The following is a 23,198-nucleotide window of genomic DNA, read 5'->3' as shown; positions in this document are numbered from 1 at the left end:
AGGTCACCGGGCGGGCCGGCCGCCGAACTCGACGGTACGTCAGCGGTGCGGGCGGGCCCTCAGCGAGCGGTGCCGCCGGTCCCCTCGGCCACCGGCCGGGACTCGTCGGAGGTGGACTTGACCCGGCGGTCGAGCAGGGAGTCCAGGATCTCGCCGACCCGTATCGCGGTGTTGGAGAGCAGCGATGTGGTGATGCCGTGTGTGTGCTCCGTACCGCCCTGGAGGTAGATGCCGCAGCGCAGGCCGGAGTCGGTCGCGATCCGGTAGTCACGTTCGACCCGTACGCGGCCTGCGTCGTCACGCAGGCAACGCTCGCCGACGTCGCCGAGGAGGCCGAGCGGATCGGCCGGGCTGTATCCGGTGGCGAACACCACGACGTCGGCGTCCAGTTCCGACTCCTCGTCGGTCACCAGGGATTTCACGGTCGCCCGGACCCCGTCGGAACCCTCCTCCACCGCGGTGACCCGGGACACGTTGAGGAAGCGCAGCCGTTCGGTGCCGAGGACCTTCTCCCGGTACATCTGGCGGTAGAGGTCGTCGATCAGGTCGATGTCCACCACGGAGTAGTTGGTGTTGCCGTGGTAGGCCATCAACCGGTTCTTGACCTCCTCGGGAGCGGCGAAGTAGTCGTCGACCGCTTCCGGATCGAAGATCCGGTTGGCGAAGCTGCTGTCGTCGGCGGGGCTGTAGCCGTAACGGGAGAAGACCGCGCAGACCTCGGCGTCCGGGAAACGGCGGTGCAGATAGGCGACGTTCTCGGCGGCACTCTGGCCGGCCCCGACGACGACGAACCTCGACGGCGAGGCGCTCTCCAGGCCGTCGACCTTCCGCAGGAGGTCCGAGTTGTGCCAGACGCGTTCACCGCGTTCCACACCCTCCGGCATATGGGGGCGCAGGCCGGTTCCGACAACGAGGTTGCGGGCCCGGTGGACAGCCAGCCCCTCTCCGGACCGGACGGTCACGTCAAGGTGCTCCACCGTCCCGTCGTGCACGAACGGTGTGACGGCGACGACTTCGTGGCCGTAGGAGACCAGGTCGTCGACCTTGGCCGCGGCCCACTCGAAGTAGTCGTGGAACTCCACCCGCAGCGGGAAGAGGTTCTTGTGGTTGATGAAGTCGATCAGCCGCCCCTTGCTCTGCAGGTAGCAGAGAAAGCTGAACTCGCTGGCCGGGTTCCGGAGCGTCACCAGATCCTTGAGGAAGGACACCTGCATGGTCGCGTCGTCGATGAGCATGCCGCGGTGCCAGCCGAAGCTCGACTGCTGCTCGAAGAAGTGGGCGGTGACCGAATCCTGCCTGTCGACTTTGCAGTTGTGCTCGCTGAGCGCGATCGCCATGGCCACATTCGACGGGCCGAAGCCGATGCCGATGAGGTCGTGGACCAGTGGTGTGTCGCCAGGAAGAACCTGTGACATGTCACTCCCATTCGTCTGGGAAAGCCGCCTGTCAGGCGTGGGGGTTGATGGCGAAAAGTGGGCAGGCCGACGGAGCTGCCCACTTGAACTTAGGTGAGCCTAAGCTGACCAACCCGCCTTGTCGATAGGGGAAATGGGAGCGACGCGTCACTGACATCCCGTCATCCACGCGTGAGACAGGGCGGTGTTGCCGCCCCAGGTAAGGCTTGCTTTACTTGCCCGGCCCATTCCTGCCCCTAGGAGGAACCATGCGAGTCGTCATGTTCGGTTACCAGACCTGGGGGCACCGCACCCTGCGGGCCCTCCTCGATTCCGAGCACACCGTGGTTCTGGTCGTGACGCACCCCAGGAGCGAGCACGCCTACGAGAAGATCTGGAGCGATTCCGTGGCCGATCTCGCCCAGGAGCACGGGGTGCCCGTGCTGATCCGCGAACGGCCGGACGACGAGGAGCTGTTCGAGCGTCTGAAGGAGGCGGAGGCGGACATCATCGTGGCCAACAACTGGAGAACCTGGATACCGCCACGCATCTTCGGCCTCCCCCGCCACGGCACGCTGAACGTCCACGACTCGCTGCTGCCGAAGTACGCCGGCTTCTCGCCGCTGATCTGGGCGCTGATCAACGGCGAGCGCGAAGTGGGCGTCACCGCACACCTGATGGACGACGAACTCGACGCCGGCGACATCGTCCGCCAGGAGGCGATCACGGTCGGCCCGACGGACACGGCCACCGACCTGTTCCACCGGACCGTCGACCTCATCGCCCCGGTCACCATCGGCGCGCTCGACCTCATCGCCTCCGGACGGACCGGGTTCACCCCGCAGGACCGGTCGAAGGCGACCTTCTTCCACAAGCGGGCCGCCGAGGACATCCGCATCGACTGGAACTGGCCCGCCGAGGATCTCGAACGCCTGATCCGCGCCCAGTCCGCCCCGTACCCGAGCGCCTTCACCTTCCACCGGGGCAAGCGGCTTGAGGTCCTCTCCGCCGTCGTGTCCCAGAACCGCTACGGTGGCACGCCCGGCCGGGTGTTCTACCGGGAGGGCGAGGGCGTGGTGATCGTCGCCGGGTCCGACGCCCGCACCGGCCGCAACCACGGCCTCGCGATCACGCGCGTACGGACCGAGGACGGCCGTGAGCTGCCCGCGACCGAGCACTTCACCTCGATGGGCGGCTATCTCACCGGCCGCCCCTGATCCACGGGTTCCGGTCCGCTGCCCGGCTCCCGCTCGGCCCGGACCGACGGATGGCCCTGGAGGTCGTCGCGTAGGGACATGTCCTTACGGACTCGTGACGTGTGCGCGCCGCGCCCGTCCCGAGGGTTCACCGGGCCCTAGCGTGGCGGTCATGCGCGTACTGGTCACCGGCGGTGCCGGGTTCATCGGGTCACATGTCGTCGCCGCTCTCGCCGCGGCCGGGCACGAGAGCGTGGTGCTGGACGCCCTGCTGCCCTCGGCCCACCCCGGCGGCACGCCCCCGGAGCTGCCGGGCGACCGGGTGGTCGTCGGGGACGTCCGGGACCGGCGGGCGGTGGCGGACGCGCTGGCCGGGGTGGACGCCGTGTGCCACCAGGCGGCCATGGTCGGCCTCGGCAAGGATTTCGAGGACGCCCCCCTGTACGTGGGGTGCAACGACCTCGGTACGGCGGTACTGCTGGCGGAGATGGCGGCGGCCGGGGTCCGGGACCTGGTGCTGGCCGGGTCGATGGTGGTCTACGGCGAAGGTCGCTACGACTGCCCCCGGCACGGCACGGTCCGCCCCGGACCGCGCGCCGAGACCGATCTGCGGGCGGGGAACTTCGAGCCGCGCTGCCCGGACTGCGGAGCGGAACTGACGCCCGGCCTGGTCGCCGAGGACGCGCCCGCGGACCCTCGCAACGTGTACGCGTCGACCAAGCTGGCCCAGGAGCACCTGGCCGCCGCGTGGGCACGGGCGACGGGCGGCCGGGCCGTTTCGCTGCGCTACCACAACGTGTACGGGCCGGGGATGCCTCGCGACACCCCGTACGCCGGTGTCGCCTCGTTCTTCCGCTCGGCCCTGGCGCGCGGCGAGGCCCCCCGGGTCTACGAGGACGGGGGCCAGCGCCGTGATTTCGTCCACGTCCATGATGTGGCGGCGGCGAACACGGTTGCCCTGGAGGCGGTGCGGCAGCGGCGGCCCGCGTCCTTCGGCGCGTACAACACCGGCAGCGGTGAGCCGCACACCATCGGGGAGATGGCCGCCGCGCTGGCCGGCGCGCACGGCGGGCCGGACCCGGTGGTGACCGGGGAGTACCGCCTCGGGGACGTCCGCCATGTCACGGCGGACTCGCGGGCGCTGCGCGAGGAGCTGGGCTGGCGGCCCCAGGTCTCCTTCGCCGGGGGGATGGAGGACTTCGCGGCGGCCCCGCTGCGCGGTTCGGGGAGCCGCCGGGAGGAGAACCCGGTCACGCTGTCGGGAGCCTGACCGGGAACGCCGTCACGCCGTCGCAAGCCTGAGCGCAAGCGCCGTCACGCCGTCGGGAGCGTGACCGAGAAGCAGCAGCCGCCCTGTACGTTGTGCACCTCGGCGCGCCCGGCGTGCGCCTCGACGATGCCGCGCACGATGGCGAGCCCGAGGCCCGCCCCGGCCGGCGGGGTGCGGGCGTGGCTGCCACGCCAGCCGGTGTCGAACACCCGGGGCAGGTCCTCCTCCGGGATGCCGCCGCAGCCGTCGGTCACCGACAGCACGACGCCGCCGTCGGAGCGGTGCGCCGCGACGGCCACGGTGCCGTCGGGCGGAGTGCGGCGGATGGCGTTGATCAGGAGGTTGCCCAGGACCCGGCTCATCTCCTTGCCGTCGACCTCCACCGGCACCTCGTCGATCCGTTCGCCGATCAGCCGCACCCCGTGCTCGCGGGCCAGCGGATCGACCCCGGCCAGCGCGTCGCCGACCAGGTCGTAGAGGGAGGTCCGGGCCGGCGTCAGGGTGAGTGAACCGGCCTGGATCCGGGAAAGTTCGAAGAGGTCGCCGACCATGCCGTTCATCCGCTCGACCTCGGTCCTTATCTGCCGCAGATAGCGCCCGGAGTCGGCGGCCATGCCGTCCTCCAGTGCCTCGGCCATCGCCCGCAGCCCGGCGAGCGGGGTGCGCAGATCGTGCGAGATCCACGCGACGAGTTCGCGCCGCGAGGCCTCCAGCGCGCGTTCGCGTTCGCGCGAGCTGTCCAGCTTGGCGCTGGTGGCGGCCAGTTCACGGGCGAGTTCGGCCAGCTCGGCCGTGGGCTGTCCGGCGGGCGCCGCGAAGGTGCCGCCGTCGCCGAACGACCTTGTGGCCAGGGTAAGTTCACGACTCTGGGCAGCCACCCAGCGGCCCAGCAGGACGGCGGTGGCCAGGGAGACCAGCGCGGCCATAGCGACGACGGTCGTGACGACGTAGAGATCATGGGACGAGAGGAACATCGCCCAGGCGACCGTCAGCGTCCCGGCGAGCATCGCCGTGACGGCGACCCCGGCGACGACACTCAGCGAGACCACCAGCGAACGGTGCCGCAGGAGGCGCAGGACGCCCGCGCCGAGGAGCCCGGCGGCTGCCGCCCCCAGAAAGGCGAAAAGCGCGATGAGCAGGACGTCTTTCACCGCGAACCGCCGCCGGTCGGCGGCACGGGGGGCATGGCGGCCGGGTCGGCCCCCGCACGGCCCGGGGCCACTCCCCCACCGCCCGGGCCCGGGGCCTCGCCGCGGTCTTTGGCCCCGGCACGGCCGGTGTCCGCCGGTCCGCCCGGGACCTCCTCGTCCAGGTCCAGCCGGTACCCCACGCCCCACACGGTGCGGATCAGCCGAGGGCGGGCCGGATCCGTCTCGACCTTGCCGCGCAGTCTGCGGATGTGAACGGTAACCGTCGAGAGGTCGCCGAAGTCCCATCCCCAGACCTCCCGCATCAGCTCCTCCCTCCCGAACGCCTTCCCGGGGTGCCGGAGGAGGAAGGCGAGCAGGTCGAACTCTCTCAGCGTCAGGGCCAGTCCACGCCCGTCGCGGTGGGCCTGCCGGGCCGCCGGGTCGAGGTTCAGCCCACCCCCGGACAGCGAGCCGGCCCCGCCCGCCGGCACGGCTGCCCGGGCCCGGCGCAGCACGGAGTCGACCCGCAGGACCAGTTCGCGCGGGCTGAAAGGCTTGGTGACGTAGTCGTCGGCGCCGGTCTCCAGTCCGAGGACGCGGTCCTCCTCGTCACCGCGTGCGGTGAGCATGATGACGGGGACCGGCCCGTGCTCACGCATCCGGCGGCAGACCTCGAACCCGTCCATGGCGGGGAGCATCAGGTCCAGGACGACGAGGTCGGGCCGGTGCGCCGCGAACCGTGTCAGCGCGGCGGGACCGTCGTCGGCCTGCTCGACGGTGTAACCGGCGCGGTGCAGATAGCCGACGACGACCTCGGCGACGGTCGGGTCGTCGTCCACGACGAGGACCCGGCCGCGCGCCCCCTGCGGGACGGGTGCCGGTTGCCGGGCCGGCGGGGTGTTCTCCATGGACTCCACTGTGGCACCCCCGCACCGGGACGACCGGAGCCGACTGCCCCCATCCGGCCGATGTCCATGTTTCGTAAGAACCTGATGCCCTGAATGCCGGAGTTGTCTCCGTAGGGTGATGCGGGTGACCGACTCTTCTGCCGCTCTTCCGTTTCCGCCCGCCCCGCACACCGGCCTCCCCAGGGCCGACATCGTGCTGCCCTGCCTCGACGAGGCGGCCGCGCTGCCCTGGGTGCTCGATCGCATCCCCGACGGCTGGCGCGCGATCGTGGTCGACAACGGCTCGACCGACGGTTCGGCCGAGCTCGCCCGTTCCCTCGGCGCGCACGTCGTCACGGAGGAACAGCGCGGGTTCGGCGCGGCCTGCCACGCCGGGCTGCTCGCCGCCGAGGCCGAGTTCGTCTGCTTCTGCGACTGCGACGGCTCGCTGGACCCCGCGCTGCTGGCCGGCTTCGTACGGCGGATCGCGGACGGCGAGTGCGATCTGCTGCTCGGCCGCCGCCGCCCCGAGGGCCGGGGCGCCTGGCCGCCGCACGCGCGCGCCGGCAATCTGGCGCTGGCCCGGATGCTGCGCCGCCGCACCGGTCTGCGCCTGTACGACCTCGGCCCGCTGCGGGCGGCCCGCCGGAGCGATCTGCTCGGCCTCGACCTCACCGACCGACGCAGCGGCTATCCGCTCCAGATGGTGGTCCGGGCCTCGGACGCCGGGCTGCGTGTCACCGAGAGCGACGTCCCCTACCGGCCGCGCACCGGGAAGTCGAAGGTGACCGGCACCTGGCGCGGGACCTGGCAGGCGGTGCGCGACATGCGGGGCGTCCTGCGGGAACCACCGGGGGACCGCACGGTGGACCGGGCCGCGCGCGCGGGGGCGGGGGCCGCCCGATGAACGCGCACGGACCCACGGAGCTGCTGGTCATCGCGAAGGAACCGGTGGCGGGGCGGGTCAAGACCCGGCTCTGCCCGCCCTTCTCTCCCACCGAGGCCGCCGAACTCGCCGCCGCGGCCCTCGCGGACACCCTGGAAGCCGTGCTCACCCTGCCCGCCCGGCGGCGCGTCCTGGTCCTCGACGGGCAGTCGGGCCCCTGGGTGCCCCCGGGCTTCGAGGTGGTGCCGCAGGGCGCGGGCGGTCTCGACGAACGTCTCGCCGCGGCATTCGGCGGGTGTACGGGGCCGGCCCTCCTGGTCGGCATGGACACCCCGCAGATCACGGCCGCGCTGCTCGCTCCCGCTCTCGCTCCGGGCGCCTGGGACGGCGTCGGGGCCTGGTTCGGTCCGGCCGAGGACGGCGGCTTCTGGGCCCTGGGTCTGGCGGATCCCGATCCGGCCCTGCTGCGTGGGGTGCCGATGTCCGTCCCGGAAACGGGTGCGGTGCAGCGGCGCAGGCTGGTGGGGGCGGGGCTCGCCGTGCGCGATCTGCCGGTACTGGTCGACGTGGACACCGCTGCCGACGCCCACCGGGTCGCGTCGGCCGCGCCGGGCGGCCGGTTCGCCGCGGCGCTCGGCCGGCTGACCGGGGCGGGGGTGCGATGAGTACGACCGTGCCCTCGTCCGGGCTCGCAGCACCGGCCCCGGCCGACCACGTCGAGGCCCCGGACCACCACGAAGCGGCCTTCGGTGGCACGGACACCCCCGGCGCCGCGCCGATCAGCACCGCTCCTTGGGGCGCCGACCCGTACGCCAACGCGCTGCGCACCGGCCGCGGTCCGCTGTTCCTGCGCCGCAGCGACGGCTGGCTGCTGCCGCTGGACGTGGAACGCTGGTGCTCCGACGCGGGCTCCGCCGACCTGTCCGCGCTGCACCGGTGCGAGGGGCCGGTGCTGGACATCGGCTGCGGGCCGGGCCGGCTGGTGGCGGAGCTGGCCTCGCTCGGACACCGGGCGCTGGGCATCGACGTCAGCGAGGCGGCGGTGGCCCGTACCCGCGGTCTCGGCGGGGCCGCACTGCTCCGCAGCGTGTTCGACCCGCTGCCCGGGGAGGGCCGTTGGGGCACCCTCCTGCTCCTCGACGGCAATATCGGCATCGGGGGCGACCCGGCCGCTCTGCTGGACCGGGCGGCCGATCTGCTCGGCGCCGGGGGACTGCTGATCGCCGAAACCTCCCCCGTCGACGTGGATGAACGCGTCCGGGTCCGTCTTGACGACGGCCGGGGTCAACGGACCGGCCGGGGGGACGGACCGGCCGGGAGGACCGGCCCCGTCCCCGCCTCCGCGCTCGACGCCGCCGAGCCGTTCCCCTGGGCGCGGATCGGGACGCCGGCCCTGCTGCGACACGCCCGCGCCGACGGCTGGCGTACGGCCGATCAGTGGGGCGCGGAGGGGCGAACCTTCGTCTCGCTGCGCCGGCCCGTACGGGAGCGGAGCGCCCGGACCAGCAGCCAGAGCGCGGAGAGGGCGAACAGCGCGCCGGTGATCAGCAGCCAGTTGCCGAAGTAGACGTCCGGGGAGGTGCCGGCGGCGGCCTCGTACCGCCGTTCGGTCCGCCGGGCGATCAGCGGGAACCAGATCAACAGGAGCAGCCCGGAGAGGAACGCCGGCACCCGGACGAAGTTCACCAGGGCCGGCCGGGGGCCGAGCGCGGCGCGCAGCGCCCGGTCGGCCCCCGCGTACACCGGCAGCAGCACCAGGTCGTGCAGGACGGCCGCCCCGGCGAACCAGAGCAGCACGCCGACGGTGTCCCCGTCCAGCAGCCGTACGCCCGCGTAGCCGGCCAGGCAGAACGTGGCGGCGAGCAGCAGCAGGTGGAGCGGGCCCTCGCCGTACAGCCCGCGCGGCGAGAAGCGCGGGCGGCGGCGGGCGGCGGGCGCGGGCGGTACGGCTCGGGTGGACATCACAGCTCTCCGAACGTCAGGGTCTGGACCCACTTGGTGTTCAGCACCCCGGGCGCGGCGGGGACGATGATCCGGGCCGGGTAGCCGTGGTCGGGCGACAGCGGCGCGCCGTTCACCTCCAGTGCGAGCAGCGAGCGGCCGTCCCGGACCTGGTTGTCGCGCAGCGCGGCCTTGCGGAACGAGCCGGCGCGCTGGAGGGACTCGACGAACACGCCCGGCGGCCGGTCCGGGTATCCGGCGAGCGCCGCCAGGTCGCGGAGCCGCACCCCGCGCCACTGCTGGTCCGAGGTCGACCATCCCTCCACGCAGGCGATCGGGAGCGCGGCGCTGTGCAGTTCCATGGCCAGCAGCTCGGCCCGGGAGAAGCGGAAGTCCCCGGCCGGCCCCCGTACCGTCAGCCGCCAGCGCTCACCGGTGTCGGCGGGCGCGATCCGTACGGCGGCGGCGGTCTTGTTGATCTGGAAGGCGTTCGGTCCCGGCCCCGGGTCGGTGCCGCCGCGCGGGGTGAGGAGGGCGATGCGGCGCAGCGGGCCGTCGAAGCTGCGGCCGGCCGAGGTGACCAGCAGAAGGAGCGAACCGGCCCCCACGAGGGCCAGCGCGCCACGCCGGGACAGGGTGGCGGGCAGCGGGGCGGGGGCGGCGAGGGTGTCCGGTTCGCCGCGCGGGATGCCGTTGCGCAACACCCGTACAGCCTGCGGCGCCTTGAGGGCCACATGGGCGACGAACCCGGCGAGGAAGACCCAGGCCCCGTAGAAGTGCAGGGTGTAGAAGGACCCGGGGAAGAGGTAGTCCAGCTGAATGTTGAGCAGCCCGGTGAGGAACTCGAACAGGGCACCGCCCACGAGCAGCAGCAGCGAGATCCGCTCCAGGGCGTGGCCCACGGAACGGGCGGGCGGCAGCGCGAAGAGCCGGGGGATCACCGACCAGAGCTTGGCGAGCAGGACGGGCACGAGCACGATGCCGACGGTGACGTGCAGGCCCTGGGTCAGCCGGTAGAGCCAGTGCGGTCCGGTCGGCCAGGAGAACAGGTAGAAGCCGAGCCACCCCTTGCCCGGGGTCTTGTCGTTGACCCGGTTCAGGTCGGGGTTGTAGGCGGCGTACGAGAGCAGACCGGTGACGAACAGCAGCGTGAGGCCGGCGAGGAGGATGACGCCGAGCACGGCGGTGAAGCGCGCTCCGCGCACGGGGCTGCGCCAGAATGCCGGGTCGGCAGGTGTACGCAGGGCGCGGAGGGAGTCGGGGAGGGAACGGATGCGACGGCGTTCGGGCATGGGGCCGACGCTAAGCGGGGAACTGCGCCGACGGGCGGACGCGACTCCTGACGAAACTCTGACACCGCGGCCGAACGGGGGAACGGGCATCGCTGCCGGGAGAGCGAATCTGACGGTTCGGTGACGCGGCCCTGCCGTACCGCCCGATCGCCGCCCGGTGTGCATAGCGTGCCAGCGTGAAGACCGAGAACGCCACCCCCACGGGCACCGCCGACGGCACGGGGCACGGCCCGCCGCCGGACCTTGACCACGACCGCGACCGGCGCGCGGGGCGGGCCGATCTGCTCGCCGCCGCCGCGGGCGTTCTGCTGGTCACGGCCGCGGTGGTCGTCGGCCACACCATCCAGAACCGCGACGGGAGTCTGCGCGCCCAGTGGCCGCCGCTGCTGGCCTCCTGGGACCCGCACCTGGGTCCCGGTACTCCGGCCGCCCTGATCATGGCGGTCCTGGTGGTCGCTCACGGCCCGACGCTCGCCGCCCGGCTGCCCTGGCGCGGGATGCTGGCGGCGGCCTGGGCCGGGTCGATGGCCTGGGTCTTCTCGATGGCGCTGATCGACGGCTGGCACCGGGGCGTCGCGAAGCGGCTCACCACGAAACACGAGTACCTGCGGGTCATCGACCGCTTCGAGGACATCCCCGCCACCCTCCGCGACTTCACGAACCACATCGTGATCGGCGAGCCCGGCAACTGGCCCGCGCATATCGCCGGGCACCCGCCGGGCGCGACGCTGACCTTCGTGTGGCTGGACCGCATCGGTCTCGGCGGTGGCGCCTGGGCGGCCGTCTTCTGCGTCGTCGTGGGCAGTTCGGGGGTGCTGGCCGCGCTGATCACCGTGCGCGTGCTGGCCGACGAGCGCCTGGCCCGGCGTGCCGCGCCCTTCCTCGTCCTCGCCCCGGCCGCCGTCTGGGCGGGCGTCTCCGCCGACGGCTACTTCGCGGCGGTCGCCGCCTGGTCGGTGGCGCTGCTCGCCCTGGCCGCCACCCGCCGGGTCCGCTTCCCCGCCGTGGCGGCGGTCGGCGGGGGTCTGCTGTTCGGGTGGACCTGCTACCTCAGTTACGGGCTGGGGCTGATGGCGGCCGTCCTGCTGGCCGTGCTGGTGCTCGCCCGGACCGCGCGCCCGGTGCCGCTGTTCCTGCTCGGCGCCCTCGTGGTCCCGGTGGCCTTCACCCTCGCCGGGTTCAACTGGTGGACCGCCTACCACCTGTTGGTCGAGCGCTACTACCAGGGCGCGGGCGGCGTCCGCCCGTACGGCTACTGGGTCTGGGCCAATCTGGCCTGCGCGACCCTCGCGGCCGGGCTCGCCGCCGTCGCCGGGCTGCGCCGGAGCGCGGTGGCCTCGCCCGGCGCCGTACGGGCCCTGCGGGACGGCTCCACGGCCGCATCCCCGGAAGGGAGGCTGGCGCTGCTCGTCCTGGCGGCGCTGGTGGCACTGTTCGCCGCGGACCTCTCCGGCATGAGCAAGGCGGAGACCGAGCGCATCTGGCAGCCGTTCCTGCTGTGGCTGCTGCCGGCGACGGCGCTGCTCCCCCGCCGGAGCGTGCGGTGGTGGCTGGCGGCGTCGGCGATTGTGGCCCTGCTGATCAACCACCTTCTGTGGACCGGTTGGTGAAAGAGCGTCAGCACGGTTTCCCGGTGGGTCACTTGGTCTCCAGATCCCGGCGGCGAAAGCCCGTCAGCCCCAGCGTGATCAGTCCGGCTGCGACGGCGGTCAGGGCGAGCAGTGGGGTCCAGTTCATCCCGGCGGCCGGGAGCTGGGGCACATGACCGAAGGGCGACAGGTTCTTCATCCACTCCGGGAGCTGAAGGATCGGCCCCAGGTACCCGACGAGGAACGCGTAGACGGGCACGATCCAGGCCACCGCTCCCGCACGCGGGAACCAGCCGAAGAGCAGGACGGCCACGCCGACGGTCACCCACAGGGCGGGGGCGTATGCGGCAGCCGCTCCGACCAGGTCGAGGACCAGGCTCCCGTCCCCCGCCGACGCCGCGCCCGAGAGGCCGAAGCCCAGCCCGGCGAGGACCAGCAGCGCCGTGCCGCCGGCCAGTGCGACGGCGACGTGGCTCCCGAGCCAGCGGTTCCGGGAGAGGCCGGTGACCAGGAGCGGTTCGGCGCGACCGGCGCTCTCCTCGGCACGCGGTCGCAGCGCGGCCATCACCACGTACACGGCAGCGACCACCGCGACGACCACCATCACCATGGACGCGAACGACTCGGCCACGGTGCTGCCGCCGATCCTCGCCAACGCCTCCTGGACCTGTTCGATGTCCTTCACCAGGCCGGCCGCCTCGCCGAGGATCGAGCCGTACATGACGCCCATCAGACACAGCCCGGCGCCGAAGCCCAGCAGGGTCGCCCGGTGCAGCCGCAGGGCGAAGCCGAAGGGCCGGGTGAGCGCGTCGGACGCCGTACGCCGGCCGAGCCTCGCGGCGCGCAGGCCCGCGCCGACATCGCGTCGGGTGCTCAGCTCGAAGCCGTACGCCGCGGTCAGCGCGGCGAGGGCCAGGCAGAGCGCCAACGGCCACCACCGGTCGTCGACGAAGACGTAGGTGCGCTGGATCCAGCCGATCGGGCTCAGCCAGGACAGCGCGTCGTTGCCCACGTCGCCGGAGGCGCGCAGCACGTAGGCGGCGCCGATCGCCGCGAGCGCCATGCCCGAGGCGCCCCGGGTGTGCGCCGTGAGCTGTGCGGTGATCGCGGCGATACCGGCGAAGACAAGCCCGATCGCGGCATGCGTGAGGCCGTACAGCAGCGCCCCACCGGGGCCGATTCCGTCGATGCCCAGCGCGGTGAGGCCCAGAGCCAGCAGCAGGGCGAGCGCGAGGTTGGCCACGGCGGCGAGCGCCAGGGCGGAGGCGAGCTGCGCGTGGTGTCCGACGACGGTGGAGCGGACCAGTTCGGCGCGGCCGGTCTCCTCCTCGTCGCGGGTGTGGCGGGTGACGATCAGGACGCTCATCAGGCCCCCCAGGACGGCCATGAAGCCGAGCAGTTGGTGACCGAGCATCGCCCCGGCGGTGTAGTCGGAGAGATAGTGACGAGGGCCGGTCATGGCGAGCGCGGCCGGGCTGCCCATGGAGCCGACGGCGGTGGCGCGCTCTTCGGGAGTGGAGTACAGCGTCTTGTACTGGACCGCCGTGGCCAGCGTGCCCAGGGTGAGGGCGAGCAGCCATACGGACATACGGACGCGGTCCCGGCGCAGTCCGAACCGGACCAGGGTCCCGGTGCCGGTGAAGGCGACGGAGGCGGTTCCGGCGGGCGCGGATCTTCCGGTGGCGTCGAGCGGCGCTACGGTGCCGGTCATCGGGCACCGCCGCCCTCTCCGCCGTTGGGGGTGGAGGGGGCGGAGGAGGCCGCCGCGCCGGAGGACGCGGGGGCGCCGGAGGACGCGGGGGCGCCGGAGGACGCGGGGGCGCCGCTTCCCGTACGGCCGTTGGACGCGAGCTCGTCGCCGTAGTGGCGCAGCATCAGCTCTTCGAGCGTCGGCGGGTGGCTGGTCAGGCTCCGGATGCCGAACTCGCCGAGCCCGCGGATCGCGGCGTCGAGGTGTGCCGCGTCCACGGCGAAGCTCACCCTCCGGTCCGTCACCTCCAGTGCGTGCACACCGGGCACGGCGTCGAGCCCGGTGGCCGGACGCTCGGTCTCGGCCTCGACGGTCGTGCGGGTGAGGTGGCGCATCTCGCCGAGGGTGCCCGACTGTACGGTGCGGCCCTGACGGACGATGCTGACGCGGTCGCAGAGCTTCTCGACCTGGGCCAGGATGTGGCTGGAGAGCAGCACGGTCTTCCCCGCCGCCTTCGCCTGAAGGATGACGTCCTGGAAGACGACCTCCATCAAGGGGTCGAGGCCCGCCGTGGGCTCGTCGAGGAGCAGGAGTTCGGCGTCGGAGGCGAGCGCGGCGACGATGGCGACCTTCTGCCGGTTGCCCTTGGAGTAGGCGCGGCCCTTCTTGACCGGATCGAGGTCGAACCGTTCGATGAGCTCGTCGCGCCGCCGCCGGTCGAGACCGCCGCGCAGCTTCGCCAGCAGGTCGATGGCCTCTCCTCCGGTGAGACCCGGCCACAGCTCCACGTCCCCGGGGACGTAGGCGAGCCGCCGGTGCAGCTCGACCGCGTCTTTCCACGGGTCCTTGCCGAGGAGTTGGGCACCACCGGAGTCGGCGCGCAGCAGCCCCAGCAGGATGCGGATCGTCGTGGACTTGCCGGCCCCGTTGGGGCCGAGGAAGCCATGGACCTCACCCGCTTCGACGGTGAGGTCGAGACCGGTGAGGGCGTGCGTCCGACCGAACGACTTGTGCAGCCCGGCGACAGTGATGGCCTTCTTCATATTCCGAAAGTACGCTTCTTTCAGAAGTGTGTGAAGTTAAGAAAGTGTATGAATCGCTCGGTAGAGTGGCCGGAGGCGTGGGCGTGCACGGGCATCAGGAACACACGGGCGCACACGGCGCACACGGGCGTCAGGAACCACAGGGACCGGGGTCGGAGCATGGATGAGCGGCGGAAAGAAAGCCGCGTGGACGGCAGCGACGACGAGGCGGCCGTCTCCCGGTTCGTGGAACGCTTCGCCGCCCAGCTGGTCCAGGCGGGCATGGCACGCATGCCCGCCAGGGTCTTCGCCGCCCTGCTCTCCTCGGAGCGAGGAGCACTCACCTCCGCCGAACTGGGCGAGCGGCTCAAGATCAGCCCGGCGGCCGTGTCGGGAGCCGTCCGCTATCTCGCCCAGGTCAACATGGTCAGCCGCGAGCGGGAGCCGGGGTCCCGGCGTGAGCGCTATCGCGTGCAGGGCGACCAGTGGTACGACGCGCTGCTGGAGCGGGACACCCTCCTGAAGAACTGGCAGGCCACGATGCGGGAGGGCGTGGACCAGTTCGGCCTCGACACCCCGCAGGGACGCCGGATCAACGACACCCTGGAGTTCTTCCGGTTCCTGGAGAAGGAGCTCGGGTCGATGATGCGGCGTTGGGCCGAACACCGGGCCGAACACCTCGGGGGCTGAGGAAGCCCCACCCGGCCGGGCCGAACACCTCGGCGCCCGTCAGCTCACGCGCTGTTCGGCGAGGTCGAGCCAGTGCTCCACGTCGGACGGGGCGAAGTGCCTGATGGCCCAGTCGACCATGCGGAGACTCATGTGGGCCCATGCGGGCCGCAGGACGTCCTCGGGGACCGCGTCGAGGACGGCGTCGAGGTGTCGTGTCACCCCCGGGTCCGCTCCCCCGCCGTGGATGCCGAAGCGCAGGGTGACCAGGTCGAACCGGTGGTCGCCGCGGGCGGCTCCGTCCCAGTCGACGACACCGGTGATCGAGCCGCCGGTCGCCAGGAGGTTCCCGGGGTGGAAGTCCATGTGCACGGCATCGTCACCGGCCTGCCGGTCGGGGTGGTCCGCTCCGATCGCGGCGACCCGGTGTTCCAGCGCGACGCTGCGGCGGCTGTGCCGGCGCAGCGGCTCGTGCAGGCAGTAGCCGGGACCGTCCTGACGGAGGAACAGCTCCGTGGCGGGAACATCGGGGTGATCGACGAGCCGACCCGCCTGCAACCGGTTGAGTTCGAGGGCCTGGACCAGGAGATCGTGGTCCAGGTGGTCGATCTTCGTACCGGGCAGGAACTCCTGGACCATGACGACCGCGTGGCCGACCTGGGCCACCAGTTCGGTGGCCGGGGCCGGACAGCCTGCGTGCCGCAGCACCCGGCTCACCGTGAGCGGCCCTGCCTCCAGGGCCTCCACCCGGCTGTGCGGTCGCCACTTGAGCACGGACCGGCGATGGTCCGGCCGGCGCACATAGGCGGTGCCGACCTGCCCGCCCGGGCAGAGGCCGTCGAGAGTCAGACGGACACCGGTCCGCTCCTGAAGGGCGTCGAGCATCCTGGCGGCATCGAGGCGCTCGGCCCGCGCCCAGCGTTGCGGCGGAGAAGTCATGGGTCCCATGATGCCGCGCGTTACGGGCAGGGGATCCGGCGTCCGCGCCGGGCTGGTGGACCGGGCCGGGGCGGGTCCATGGCGAAAGGGTTGCCGCCTTGGGGAACCTGCGGTTCGGGTACGCGGCCGTCACCTCGTCGCCCTGGACCCACGCGAAACCGTTCGGCAGGGGCCGCTCCTCGTGCTCCGGTACCTCGATGGGCCCGGCCGGTTCAGCGGCGAGCGGGCCACCGAGGGTGAAGGTACCGACATGCGGCTCGGACGTCTCCGACATCGTCGTACCCCTGGGGGAGGCGGGTGGGACGACCTCATCATGGTGGGCGATCCGGGCGTGTCACCCCTGGCAGTTGAGGGGGTTCACCACACCTGAAGATCTTGGGCGGAGGTTGTTCGGGGCATCCGGCGTGTGCTCTAGCGATGCCCGACGTGGCGCCGGGGAACGGGCGCGGCCACGGTGATCGCCTCCACCCGGCCGACGGCGACGTTGACCGTGCCGTCGGAGCGCTCGACCCGACCGGTGATGATGACGGCGGGGGCGTCGAGGAGAGTGCGGTGGCAGCGGTCCCAGATGTGCGGGGCGAAGACGAGGTTGACCATGCCGGTCTCGTCCTCGATCGCGCCGAAGGCCACGCCGTGCGCGGTCGGGGGGCGTTGGAGGTACTTCGGCAGCCCGCCGATCCGGACCGGGGCCCTGTCGGGGAGCGTGCGGGCGGTGGCCGCGGTGAGCGTGCCGAGGCGGTCCAGGTGGGGACGGATGTGCTGGACGGGGTGGGCGGTGGCGCTGGCGCCGGTGGTGGTGATGTCGGCGGTGGTCTCCTCGGCGGTGGTCATGGAGGTGAGTTCGGGCGCGGTCGCGGGGGTGGCGAGTCCGGGGAGCGGGGCCTGGTGCGTGCGGCCGGGTGCGGTGCCGGCGCTCCACAGGGCGGTACGACGGTGCCCGCCCAGGCCGTCGAGCGCACCCGCGGTGGCCAACTGCTCCAGGGTCCGGGCCGGCAGGCGGGTACGGGCGGCGAAGTCGTCCAGGTCGGCGAACGGCCGCTCCGTGCGGATGGCGACGATCTCCTCGGCGGCTTGTTCGCCGAGGCCGGTGACGCTGGTCAAACCGCGGCGGATCGCCGGAGGCCGCGCCCCTGACGTCGAGTCGGACGTCGAGTCGGACGTCGAGTCGGACGTCGAGTCGGACGTCGAGTCGGACGTCGAGTCGGACGTCGGACCGCGCTTCGGACCGGACGGCGGACGGCCGGACGGCGGACGGCCGGACGGCGGGCCGGGCTCCGAGCCGGACGGCGGGCCGGGTTCGAGGGTGGCGTGGACGCGGGAGGTTTGTACGTCGGGGCCTCGGACCGTGATGCCGTGGCGTCCCGCGTCGCCGATGAGGGTCTGGGTGTCGTAGAAGCCCATCGGCTGGTGCGCCATGATCGCCGCGATGAGCGCGGCTGGATGGTGGTGTTTGATCCAGGCGCTGGCGTAGATGAGTCCGGCCATCGACTGGGCGTGGGACTGCGGGAACCCGTAGTCGGAGAAGGCCTCGATCATCGAGACGATCTTCTCGGCGGCGGCCGGGGGGATGCCACGCCCGGCCATGCCGGTCAGTAGACGGTCGCGCATCGCGGCGACCTTCCCCGGGGCGCGCTTGGCCGCCATCGCCTTCCTGAGCCGGTCGGCCTCACCGGGGCTGAACCCCGCGCAGTCGATCGCGAGTTGCATGGCCTGTTCCTGCCAGAGGGCGACGCCGAGGGTCGGCTCCAGCGCGGCTCTCGCGAGCGGGTGGGGATACGTCACCGTCTCCTCGCCGCGCCGCCGGCGGAGCAGGGGGTGCTTGCTGCCGGCCTGGATGGGGCCGGGGCGGATGATCGACGCGGCGACGGCCAGATCCTCGAACTTCGTCGGCCTCAGTTGGGGAAGGGTGGAGATCTGGGCACGGGACTCGACCTGGAAGACGCCGATGGTGTCCCCCCGGGCGATCATTCCGTAGACGTCCGGGTCGTCCTGGGGGATGGACGTGAGGTCGTAACGGAGACCGTGGTACGCGTGGATGAGGTCGCAGGCGGTGTGCAGGGCGGACAGCATCCCGAGACCCAGCAGGTCGATCTTGACGAGTCCGGCGGCGGCCACGTCGTCCTTGTCGCCCTGGAGGACGCTGCGGCCCTCGGCGGTCGCCCACTCCACGGGCATGATCTCGCCGATGGGCTGCCGGGTGAGGACCATGCCGCCGGAGTGCACCCCGAGGTGCCTCGGGAGGGTGTGGAGTTGGGCGGCGAGATCGCGGACGTCGCCGGGCAGACCGGTGTCGGGGCCGGGCGGGGTGTGATGGATGTGCCGGGTCATCTCCCGGGTCTGCGCTTCCGGGTAGCCGAGGACCCGGGCGGCGTCGCGGACCGCGAGCCTGGGTTGATAGGTGATCATGTTGGCGACCTGGGCGGCGTGCCGACGGCCGTAGCGGGTGTAGACGTACTGGATGACCTCCTCGCGGCGCCCGGACTCCAGGTCGAGGTCGATGTCCGGCGGGCCCGCCTTCTCCAGGGACAGAAACCGTTCGAAGAGCAGGCCGTGCCGGAGCGGGTCGACGGCGGTGATGCCGAGGACGTAGCAGATCACGCTGCTGGCGGCCGAGCCCCGGCCCTGGCACCAGATCCCCTGTTCGGCGGCGTGCCGGACGATGTCGTGGACGATCAGGAAGTAGCCCGCGAGCCCGAGTCCGGCGACGAGGTCGAGTTCGTGGTCGAGCTGCGACCATGCCGCCGCCGCCCCCGGGTCGGCACGGGGGCCGTAGCGGCCCGCGCAGGCTGCCTCCGCACGGTCCCTCAGCCACGAGTCCTGCGTATGCCCTGCGGGTACGGCGAACTCCGGCATTTCTGGGCGCAGTTCGCCCAGGTCGATCACACAGGCGCGGCCCAGGACGACGGTGGCGTCCGCGACGCCCGGATACCGTGACAGGAACGCCGCCCGCTCGGCCCGGGGGCGCAGGTGCACGGTCGGGGCAGCCATCAGATGCCCGGCGGCCCGGTCCAGGGGCTCGCGGCGGCGCAGCGCGGTGAGTGCCTGCGCCACGCGGGCCTGGCGGGGGGCCGCGTAGTGCACGGCGCCGGTGGCCACCACGGGGACCCCGGCCCGGCGGGCGGCCACCCACATCGCGTCGGCGGCGACCGAGTCCTCCGGGAGCCGGTGATCGACCAGCTCGGCGTACGTACCGCTCGCGCCGAAGACGTCGGTCAGCCGGGCGAGCCGGTGGGCGACGGCTGCGACGTCGCACCGGTCCGTGCCCGGCGGCGGGCAACCGGGCAGGACGGCCCAGTGCCCCGCGGCCGCCGCCCGGGCCACCGCGTCCAGGTCGTAGACCGGGGCGTTCTTCGAACCGGCGAGCTGCGCCTCGCTGATCACCGACGACAGCAGCCGGAACCCCTCCACCGAGCGGGCGAGCACCACCGGCGTTCCCAGTACGGGCTCGCCGAGGGTGAGTTCGGCGCCGTGAACAGCGCCGATCCCATGGTCGCGGGCGGCTGCGTGCAGACGGCGTGCGGCGTGCAGGCCGTCCACATCCGTCACCGCCAGCACACCGATGCCGAGCCGGGCGGCCTCGGCGACCAGCTCCTCCGGCGGGCTCGCTCCCCGGAGGAAGGAGAACGCGCTGTGCGCGTGCAGTTCGGCCCAGTCCTCCTGCGGACGGTCGGCGGTGGGGAGGCGCAGAAGGTCACCCATAGTGGGCCTCCACCCACCACCGGCTCCGGTCCACGAGCAGCAGCCAGGCGTGCCCGTCGTCGGTGGTGACCTGCATCCGGGCGACCCGTCGGCCGCCGTCCCGCGCCCACCACCGCTCCAGCACCGGCCACGGCCCGGCCCACCCGTTCACTCCTGCCGGGCGCCGCCCGTCGACCGAGAGGAACGCGGGCTCGGCCGAAAGCTCCAGCCGGCCGGCCACGCCGACCGGCACGCCGTCGACCCCGGTCAACCGCGCCGGACGCCGTACCGGGTAGACCGCTGCCGGGTGCGGGGCAGGCAGCAGTCCCGGCCACGGACCGCCAGCGGTACCCGCACCGTCGTCGGGGACGTCGCCGACCGGGACCAGTCGGATCCGGTCGCCCGGCCCCCGGCCGCCGACCTCGATGATCCGCGTGACCGCCCGGTGCCCGAGCACCGCCTGCACCCGGGCGGCGGCCCGCTCCACCTCCACCGGGGTGTCCCGCTCCCCGTCGAACGCGCCCTGCGAGCCGGTGTCCGGAGCGATCCCGTCGGGTCGCAGGGCCAGGCGACGGATTCCCGGCTCCCCGTCGCCCGCGTCCAGCTGGCCCGTCTCGGACCAGGCGGCCAGCACGCCGCGCACCCGCTCGGCGACCGCCCGGGAGGACAGCCGCCCCTCGTGCCGGAAGATCCGTGTCAGGAGCCGGCCGTCGGCCGTCTCGACCGCGGCCTCCACCCGCCCGCACACCACCCCCGCCGCCGCCAGGCTCTCGTGCAGCTCGTCCGCGAGCGCGACCGCCACGAACACGACAGCGTCCAGCTGCTCCTCGGCGACCTCGAACAGCCGCCGCACCGTGTGGTCCTGGGCGGCGGTCCGTACGGACACCGGCCGGGCCGCCCCTCCGCGGGCGACGCGGTGGGCGCCGATCCCCTCGGTGCCGAGCCGCTCCGCGACCCGGCCCGCGGGCAGCCGCGCGAAGTCCCCGACGGTACGCATACCGAGCTGTTTCAGGAGCTCGGCCAGGCGGGGCACGCCCAGCACGCCCACCGGATACGGGGACAGGAACGCGGCGTCCCCGCCCGCCGGCACGACCATCCCGTCGCCCCGGCGGGCCGCGAGCGCCGCCGCGAACGTGCTGTCGGCAATCCCCGCACGGGCGGGCAGCCCCAGTTCGGCGACGGTGCGGACCAGCCGTACGGACAGTTGCCGCTCGCCGCCCCAGTACCGCGCGGCCCCGCGCGCCGGCGCCGCGAGCAGCCCGGGACGGATCACCTCCAGCCTCGGCACCACGTCCGCTTCCACGCGGTGCACCACCTGCTCGAACAACCTCACCTCGGCGGCGAGGTCCCGCTCGATGACCCTCAGCCCGGGGCACCTGGTCTGCGCGGTCCGCAGCCGCATGTGCCGCCGGACTCCGGCCGCCCGCGCGGACACGGAGCAGGCCACCACCGCGCCCCGGTGCACCACCGCCACCGGCGTACCGGCCTCCGCACCGCACGCCAGTACCGGGAAGTCGGGCACCCAGACCACGACCACCCGTACGGAACCGGTCGCCCCGGTCATCCGACGACGCGGAGGTCCGCCCGCGCCCCGCTCCGCACGGCCTCCGCCGTTCCCCGCTCCACCCTGCCCACCAGACCGTCCGGACCGGGCAGCCACAGCTCCGCGCTCCGCGGCGCGGCGGCCGGGCCGCGTCCGCCCGCCGTCACCGTCACCCGGCGGCCGCGGAGCAGCCCGTGCCCCCGGCCCACTCCGGCCCAGCCCACCGACGCCACCCGGAGCTGCACGTCCGCTCCCGGCCACCGGCCCGCCGCCAGCAGCACCGCTCCGCTGCGCCGCATCACCGCGCGCAGCCGCCGTACCGCCCGCTCCGGCACCCGTACCGAGGCGCCGACGAGTACCACCGGCACCGACTCCAGCAGCACGGCGAGCACCTGGGCCGCGCGCGGCCCCGGATCGCTCACCACCAGGCCGGTGGCCAGATCCAGACCTGCCTGGGCCGCCGCCAGCCCGCCCAGCTCCGGTACTCCCACCGCCGCCCACGCCACCGAATCCGCTGCCGCCAGAGCAGCCAGCGCCAGCAGCAGCGGCAGATCCCCGCCCACACCCACCGCGGTACCAGGGCGAATGCCTCCTCCCGGCAGCAGGCCGGAAAGTGGCGACGCCACCGCACCGGCTCCCGCGCCCCGCTCCTCGACTACCTGCTGACCTGTCCACACTCTTCGATATTCGCTCGAACGTTCGAATAATTCAAGCCAGGTGCCTGCCAGCGGGAACACGCCAGGCAGGAGCCGGGCAGGAACCGGGCAGGGAAGGCGCTCGGGACGGCGAAGGAGCCGCCGAGGCTGTGCCGGGAACGGCGCGCAGCCGTGCTCCCGGCGCAGCCGCGTACCAGGGCGCAGCGCAGCCGCGCGCCCCGCGCAGCCGCATACCGCGCACCATCGCCCGGGGGAACCGGCAGCCGAATTCCTCGGCATTCCCTCGGACCGTGCAGCGGATGACCAGCAGTCACGGTGATCGAATTCGGTGACCGAAAATCATTGCTTGTGGTCCGGGTCACCTCGGGATAGCGTCGCATCCCGTTCCACGCTCTGAGCCGTCCGGCCCGAACTCCGGCGCCGGAATCGAGCGGTTTTCGGCGAAAGTCGAGCATTCCTCGGCGAAGTACGCGAAGCGCACCGAGCACACCAGGCACGCGAAGAGAAATGTACTCAACCTCTGGAGCGGAGGACTGTATATCTTGCGATCTTCCTTCAGTCCCGCCGAAACGGAATTCGGCGGAAACACGGACTCCCGGGCCAGGCCCCGCGTCGGCACCACCGAAGAGCGGAAGAACTTCGAGGAACGCGGTTACCTGGTCCTTCCCGCGCTCCTGCCCCCTCCGCTGCTGGCGCGTCTGGTGCCCGAGGTGGACCGGTGGATGGACGAGGGGCTGCGCGACCGCTCCATCGCCTGCAGTACCGGTCCGGGGGCGGGAGCCCGCCCACCGGTGCTGGAGCTGGAGCTTCCCGCCCACGGCGAACTGCTGGTGCACCCACCTCTGATGGCCGTCCTGACCGACGTCATGGGCGGCGCGTTCGCCCACCATCACCTGCACAGCCAGCGGCAGGGGGCCGGGGACTCCGGCAAACCATGGCATCACGACCATGAGCCCAACGATCTCGGGGACAGGTCGTTGCCGATGGTGCACGCGCTGCACTACCTGGGCGGGCTGGACGAGGCGGTGGGCAGCCTCGCCGTGCTGCCCGGATCGCACCGCGAGGACGTACCCAAGGACTTCCGCGCCGCACTCGGCACGGCCGCACTGCCCGGGGAGGTGGTGATCGACCGGCTGCCGCACGGTTCGACGGTTCTGATCAACTCGGCGGTCTTCCATGCCCGCCGCCCCGCGCTGTCACCCCTGGCCGGACGCAACCGGTACTTCGTCGACGCCTCCTACTGCCGTACCGGTGCGCGGTGGCGGCCGGTGAAGCCGTATTGGCGATACATGCTCGCCCGGGCCAGGGAACTCGACCTCGGCCTCGGGCAATGGCCGGAACTGTTCGATGAGCGGCACTTCACGGAGTTTCCGGGAGCGGTGGGCCGATGACGACTGTGGGAAGATCCTCCATGAG

At 72.9% G+C, this 23,198-nt stretch carries 18 protein-coding genes; 8 read left to right on the top strand and 10 right to left on the bottom strand.

The genetic code is table 11. The features are described 5' to 3' along the window. Nucleotides 1-59 precede the first annotated feature (59 nt). The gene (locus ACZ60Q_RS22120) at nt 60-1,415 is read right to left on the bottom strand and encodes a lysine N(6)-hydroxylase/L-ornithine N(5)-oxygenase family protein (protein ID WP_469637156.1); all 1,356 of its coding nucleotides are present in this window, start codon (nt 1,413-1,415) and stop codon (nt 60-62) included. A 248-nt stretch (nt 1,416-1,663) separates the two neighbouring features. On the opposite strand from ACZ60Q_RS22120, the gene ACZ60Q_RS22115 reads away from it, so the two are divergent. Both ACZ60Q_RS22115 and ACZ60Q_RS22110 read left to right on the top strand, forming a co-directional pair. Next, nucleotides 1,664-2,611, top strand: coding sequence for a methionyl-tRNA formyltransferase (locus ACZ60Q_RS22115; RefSeq protein ID WP_469637154.1), 948 nt, complete (start codon nt 1,664-1,666; stop codon nt 2,609-2,611). Between the two features lie 151 nt (nt 2,612-2,762). Continuing rightward, a complete protein-coding gene (locus ACZ60Q_RS22110; protein ID WP_469637151.1) occupies nt 2,763-3,860 on the top strand; it encodes an NAD-dependent epimerase/dehydratase family protein in 1,098 nt (365 codons plus the stop codon). Between the two features lie 44 nt (nt 3,861-3,904). On the opposite strand, the gene ACZ60Q_RS22105 is transcribed toward ACZ60Q_RS22110, so the two are convergent. Both ACZ60Q_RS22105 and ACZ60Q_RS22100 read right to left on the bottom strand, forming a co-directional pair. Next, the gene (locus ACZ60Q_RS22105; protein ID WP_469637148.1) at nt 3,905-5,011 is read right to left on the bottom strand and encodes a sensor histidine kinase; all 1,107 of its coding nucleotides are present in this window, start codon (nt 5,009-5,011) and stop codon (nt 3,905-3,907) included. Continuing rightward, nucleotides 5,008-5,898 carry a response regulator transcription factor gene (locus ACZ60Q_RS22100; protein ID WP_469637145.1) on the bottom strand — a complete coding sequence of 297 codons (891 nt, stop codon included), beginning with the start codon at nt 5,896-5,898 and terminating at the stop codon, nt 5,008-5,010. Before ACZ60Q_RS22100 ends, ACZ60Q_RS22105 begins: the two co-directional genes overlap by 4 nt. A 118-nt stretch (nt 5,899-6,016) precedes the next feature. Between ACZ60Q_RS22100 and ACZ60Q_RS22095 the strand changes: the two genes are divergently transcribed. Genes ACZ60Q_RS22095 through ACZ60Q_RS22085 form a run of 3 tightly spaced genes read left to right on the top strand, consistent with a single transcriptional unit; the run spans nt 6,017 to nt 8,330 of the window. Next, on the top strand, nt 6,017-6,784 hold the full coding sequence (locus ACZ60Q_RS22095; RefSeq protein WP_469637142.1) for a glycosyltransferase family 2 protein: 768 nt from the start codon (nt 6,017-6,019) through the stop codon (nt 6,782-6,784). Further along, nucleotides 6,781-7,428, top strand: a complete 648-nt coding sequence (locus tag ACZ60Q_RS22090; protein WP_469637138.1) for a TIGR04282 family arsenosugar biosynthesis glycosyltransferase — start codon at nt 6,781-6,783, stop codon at nt 7,426-7,428. The genes ACZ60Q_RS22095 and ACZ60Q_RS22090 overlap by 4 nt, the downstream gene beginning before the upstream one ends. Then, nucleotides 7,425-8,330, top strand: a complete 906-nt coding sequence (locus ACZ60Q_RS22085; protein WP_469637135.1) for a class I SAM-dependent methyltransferase — start codon at nt 7,425-7,427, stop codon at nt 8,328-8,330. The genes ACZ60Q_RS22090 and ACZ60Q_RS22085 overlap by 4 nt, the downstream gene beginning before the upstream one ends. Nucleotides 8,331-8,724: 394 nt before the next feature. Here the strand turns inward: ACZ60Q_RS22085 and ACZ60Q_RS22080 are convergent, their stop codons facing one another. Beyond that, nucleotides 8,725-9,996, bottom strand: coding sequence for a molybdopterin-dependent oxidoreductase (locus tag ACZ60Q_RS22080; protein ID WP_469637133.1), 1,272 nt, complete (start codon nt 9,994-9,996; stop codon nt 8,725-8,727). 176 nt (nt 9,997-10,172) lie between these two features. On the opposite strand from ACZ60Q_RS22080, the gene ACZ60Q_RS22075 reads away from it, so the two are divergent. Then, nucleotides 10,173-11,606 (top strand): hypothetical protein, encoded by a 1,434-nt coding sequence (locus ACZ60Q_RS22075; RefSeq protein WP_469637130.1) that lies wholly within the window; start codon nt 10,173-10,175, stop codon nt 11,604-11,606. A gap of 28 nt (nt 11,607-11,634) precedes the next feature. Here the strand turns inward: ACZ60Q_RS22075 and ACZ60Q_RS22070 are convergent, their stop codons facing one another. Both ACZ60Q_RS22070 and ACZ60Q_RS22065 read right to left on the bottom strand, forming a co-directional pair. Further along, nucleotides 11,635-13,296: an ABC transporter permease gene (locus tag ACZ60Q_RS22070; protein WP_469637127.1), complete on the bottom strand. Its 1,662-nt coding sequence runs from the start codon at nt 13,294-13,296 to the stop codon at nt 11,635-11,637. Further along, complete coding sequence (locus ACZ60Q_RS22065; RefSeq protein WP_469637126.1) at nt 13,293-14,318, bottom strand: ABC transporter ATP-binding protein; 1,026 nt, start codon at nt 14,316-14,318, stop codon at nt 13,293-13,295. The genes ACZ60Q_RS22070 and ACZ60Q_RS22065 overlap by 4 nt, the downstream gene beginning before the upstream one ends. Before the next feature lie 159 nt (nt 14,319-14,477). Here ACZ60Q_RS22065 and ACZ60Q_RS22060 point away from each other — a divergent pair, with 159 nt between their 5' ends. Then, complete coding sequence (locus tag ACZ60Q_RS22060) at nt 14,478-14,987, top strand: GbsR/MarR family transcriptional regulator (protein WP_469637123.1); 510 nt, start codon at nt 14,478-14,480, stop codon at nt 14,985-14,987. Nucleotides 14,988-15,026: 39 nt separating this feature from the next. On the opposite strand, the gene ACZ60Q_RS22055 is transcribed toward ACZ60Q_RS22060, so the two are convergent. From ACZ60Q_RS22055 to ACZ60Q_RS22040, 4 genes are all read right to left on the bottom strand, one after another. Next, nucleotides 15,027-15,905, bottom strand: a complete 879-nt coding sequence (locus tag ACZ60Q_RS22055) for a phosphotransferase (protein WP_469637120.1) — start codon at nt 15,903-15,905, stop codon at nt 15,027-15,029. Nucleotides 15,906-16,316: 411 nt separating this feature from the next. Next, the gene (locus ACZ60Q_RS22050) at nt 16,317-19,604 is read right to left on the bottom strand and encodes an error-prone DNA polymerase (RefSeq protein ID WP_469637117.1); all 3,288 of its coding nucleotides are present in this window, start codon (nt 19,602-19,604) and stop codon (nt 16,317-16,319) included. Beyond that, complete coding sequence (locus tag ACZ60Q_RS22045; protein ID WP_469637114.1) at nt 19,597-21,147, bottom strand: DNA polymerase Y family protein; 1,551 nt, start codon at nt 21,145-21,147, stop codon at nt 19,597-19,599. The genes ACZ60Q_RS22050 and ACZ60Q_RS22045 overlap by 8 nt, the downstream gene beginning before the upstream one ends. Further along, nucleotides 21,144-21,689: a hypothetical protein gene (locus tag ACZ60Q_RS22040; protein ID WP_469637111.1), complete on the bottom strand. Its 546-nt coding sequence runs from the start codon at nt 21,687-21,689 to the stop codon at nt 21,144-21,146. The genes ACZ60Q_RS22045 and ACZ60Q_RS22040 overlap by 4 nt, the downstream gene beginning before the upstream one ends. A gap of 635 nt (nt 21,690-22,324) precedes the next feature. Between ACZ60Q_RS22040 and ACZ60Q_RS22035 the strand changes: the two genes are divergently transcribed. Next, nucleotides 22,325-23,173 (top strand): phytanoyl-CoA dioxygenase family protein, encoded by an 849-nt coding sequence (locus tag ACZ60Q_RS22035; protein WP_469637108.1) that lies wholly within the window; start codon nt 22,325-22,327, stop codon nt 23,171-23,173. The last annotated feature ends 25 nt before the right edge of the window (nt 23,174-23,198 follow it).

The sequence above is a fragment of the Streptomyces sp. NPDC104313 genome (genome assembly GCF_055583985.1).
The sequence above is the reverse complement of the archived record's forward strand: the minus strand, read 5'-3'. Positions and strand labels throughout refer to the sequence as shown.